This window comes from Bradyrhizobium sp. Kon56, from assembly GCF_055807635.1.
Window position 1 is genome coordinate 1 of sequence record NZ_JBVVOU010000537.1, and the last position, 251, is coordinate 251.

Below are 251 nucleotides of genomic sequence, written 5' to 3' on the forward strand. Positions count from 1 at the left end.
CGCCGCCTCGATGATGGACGGCGCCAGCGAGGAATACGCGCTTTTCGTCGTGCCGTTCGTGCTGGCCATGGGACTGGTGCTGGGCGCCGTCAACGGCATGCTGATCGTCGTCACCCGCGTGCCCGACATCGTCGTCACGCTGGCCACCCTCTTCGTTCTGCAGGGCGCGGCGCTGCTGGTCCTCAGTGCGCCCGGCGGCGCGGTCGCCGAATGGCTGAGGGCGACCATCGTCGGGACGGTCGCGATCCCGG

At 70.1% G+C, this 251-nt stretch carries 1 pseudogene; it reads left to right on the forward strand.

The features are described from left to right. A pseudogene (locus AC0L3B_RS39965) lies at positions 1–251 on the forward strand (ABC transporter permease); the annotation flags it as partial.